Source organism: Marinobacter sp. UBA5687 (assembly GCF_002420325.1).
In the GTDB taxonomy this organism is placed as follows: Bacteria; Pseudomonadota; Gammaproteobacteria; order Pseudomonadales; family Oleiphilaceae; genus Marinobacter; species Marinobacter nauticus.
On the sequence record NZ_DIHV01000106.1, the window covers coordinates 1 to 2,974 of the forward strand.

The following is a 2,974-nucleotide window of genomic DNA, read 5'->3' on the forward strand; positions in this document are numbered from 1 at the left end:
TCACCACGCCGCCATCGGAGAGTGGGAGGGATTATACTGAGCCAGAGCCCGAAAGCAACCAGCCGGCAGGCAAAAATCACCCGCCGGCACAGTGAATTAGAGTCGATCGAACAGGGACAGCTGGGAAACCTGTGCAAACGACTGCTGAGCAGCCTGCAATACGAAGCTCTGGAAACTGAGGTTGCTGATGGCCTCGGCGTAATCGACATCCTGTAGCTGGGAACGAATCTCTTTGGTGTAGAGTTCCGAATCCTCAAGAAACGCGGTGGTGGACTCCACTGCGTTGAGCCGGCCACCAAGCTCGGTTTGCTTGAGAATGATCGACTCCTGGGCGTTATCGAGATTGACCAGGGTTTCGGCGATCAGCGCATCGTACTCGGCACTGCTCTTGGGCGTTGTTTTGGAAATTCCGTCCAGGCCGGCAATCAGGTTCTCGATGGTACCAAAGACAGATTGTTTATCATTCACGCCCAGCGTAAACGTATCGCCATCCTGCGCATCGTTAATCGTTAACTTCACCCCTGCAACCTGAAACTCGTCGCCAACCAGGGCGCCCGCTGGCTCAACGGCCAAAGGATAGGTGGTTCCACCTCGTGTATAGGAGGCTGATATTTCCAGGTCGCCCGCTCCATTGGCGGTGACGGCGATATCAAAATCGTCAGGCACCCTGGGGCTGAAAGCGTCTGTCATATCCTTGGGTGCAACAAACTCGAGATCGGATATATATCCATCCACAGAGGTTGATCCTTTAGCGAAAACCCCTTTGGCTACGTCTACGAAGATGCCTTTACCGTGATCACTGATGGGAACGGTCACACCGTCATCAATTTCCAGAACCCGCTGCCCTTCGTCTCCCTGGTAAACCCATTTGCCATCGTCATTCTGAGCAAAGGCGGGAGTGCTACCCTGGAAGCCACTGAAGATATACTCTCCTGACGCATCCCGGGTATTGGCAATATTGGCGAGCTGACCCAGACGCTCCTTGAGTTCGGCAGAGATGGACTGCCGATCATTGGCAGACAGAGAACCATTACCGGCCTGAACCGTCAGCTCCCTCACCCTCTGGATAATGTCCACGGCGCTGGCCAGGGTGCTTTCTTCCTGCTTCAGGCGGTTATCGGCAAGATTGGCATTCCGACCATAGGTTTCCGAACGCTGAAGCTCCTGGTCAAGCTTCAGAATGCGAGCGGCCGCCACCGGATCATCCGACGGTTTGTTCACTTTCTTACCGGTCGATAGCTGTTGCTGCGTATCAATCAGGTTGCTGTTGATGTCCTGCAGACGATTAATGCCGCCGGAGAAAATCTGTTGTGATGATATTCTGATCATGTGACATCACCTCGCCTTAACGGAAGCTCTGCAGCAACGTGTTAAAAAGATCCTGCGCCACAGACATAACCTGGGCCGATGCATTGTACGCAGCCTGGTACTGAATCAGCTTGCCAGCCTCTTCGTCCAGATTGACGCCCGAGACCGATTCTCGCTGATTGGTGGACTGCTCCAGCAGCGTTGCACCGGCATCTTTATCCAACTGGCTCTGACGGGTTTTCACCCCGATATCCTCTACCAGGCCGGCATAGCCCTCGGTAAAGTTCTGGGAACCGCCATTCAGGGTATTCTTGGTTCCAAGGGCCGCCATCAGCTCGGCGTTTCGGTTATCAGAAACGCCATTGCGGTTGAAGTCGATGGTGAATACATCACCGTCTGCGGGCTCACCTGTTATCTCGAAAACGAACCCCCGATACTGACCATTGGATTCGTCTTCCGGACGAGTACTGAAAATCTGATTGATCTTCTGGGGATCATAGACATCCGGTGTTCCATCCCCATCGTTGTCCACCGCGGCACTGGTAAACAGTACGCCGCTATCGTTGGCAACTTCATAGGTAATATTGCCCGCACCATCATTACTGAAGGTTACGGTAATCGGACCATCTGCAAACTGACCGGAATTCTGGAAGTCATCCAGCAAAGCACCGGTATTGGGATTACGGACATTAAGCATGTTGCCCTGGTTGATCGTGCCGGTGCCCAGATTGCCATCATCGGAACTCGCACGAACGGGGCTGGCAAAAGCAAGATCCTCCTCCCGCCGAATGTTCAATTGCATGTTTTCGGCAGCATTGCGACTGGGCTGAATCAGGTACTTGTCACCTGCGTTGAATTCGCCACCTTCAACACGAATGTTAAAGCCCGGCATGTTGATTTCAGACTGCACCGGGTCTGGAAGCCGGCCCTGTTTCACCGTGTCGCCCGAGATGGTATCGATCAACTCGTAGCTGCGCCCATCACCACTGAACTGCAGCTCCCAGGTACCAGCCGGCAACTGGGAACTGTCGGTAATCTCAACGGCCAGTTGGCCGGTGGTGGTGCGGTCGTTATTGCCGTTCGGCACCACCCGGCTGCGTTGTACGGCGAGGCTGTTCACATCACTGAAGAAGTTACCGCCGAGATCGCCTTCGAGGTCCATCCCGATCTCATGCTGATGGTTTATGGCCGAGGAGATGGCAATCGCCAGCCGGCCGAGCTCATCGAAGGCGGGCTTCAGGGCCATTTCATCAAAGGCACGCAAGCCACCCAGTTTTCCGCCCTGAATCTGTTCATCCACCAGCAGGGTGCGCCCACCACTGGAGAGCGTAAATTCCAGCCGCGTGGGATCTTCCGCACTGCTTCGGGTCGCAAATTCTGCGGCGTTGGCGCCGGTAACCAAAGCCAGACCGTTAGACAGGGACACATTCACCTGGCTGCCTTCAACCTCCGTTACCCGAATGCTCACCAGCTCAGACAACTGGCGCAACTTCTCGTCCCGCTTATCCATCAGCTCCAGGGGCTCCTTGCCCTGGGCCAGGCCCGGAGATTCAGAAATAGCCAGGTTCAGTTCAGCGATACTCTTCAGCAGAGTATTGGCATCTTTCACGCCCTGCTGCATCTGGGTTTTTACCGATTCGCGCTGCTGGATGAACTCCTGGTTCAA

The 2,974-nt window shown here is 54.7% G+C and carries 2 protein-coding genes; both read right to left on the bottom strand.

Annotated features, from left to right (window positions below; all coding sequences use genetic code 11):
- Nucleotides 1-96: 96 nt before the first annotated feature.
- Nucleotides 97-1,329 carry a flagellar hook-associated protein FlgL gene (gene flgL, locus B3Y70_RS10965; protein ID WP_014421747.1) on the bottom strand — a complete coding sequence of 411 codons (1,233 nt, stop codon included), beginning with the start codon at nt 1,327-1,329 and terminating at the stop codon, nt 97-99.
- Nucleotides 1,330-1,345: 16 nt separating this feature from the next.
- Nucleotides 1,346-2,974 (bottom strand): FlgK family flagellar hook-associated protein (locus tag B3Y70_RS10970; RefSeq protein WP_288589797.1); only part of this gene is annotated, 1,629 nt, incomplete at its 5' end.

What these genes read in the sequence shown, in the direction of transcription:
- flgL (WP_014421747.1), bottom strand. Translation starts at nt 1,329, where the DNA reads ATGATCAGAATATCATCACAACAGATTTTCTCCGGCGGCATTAATCGT.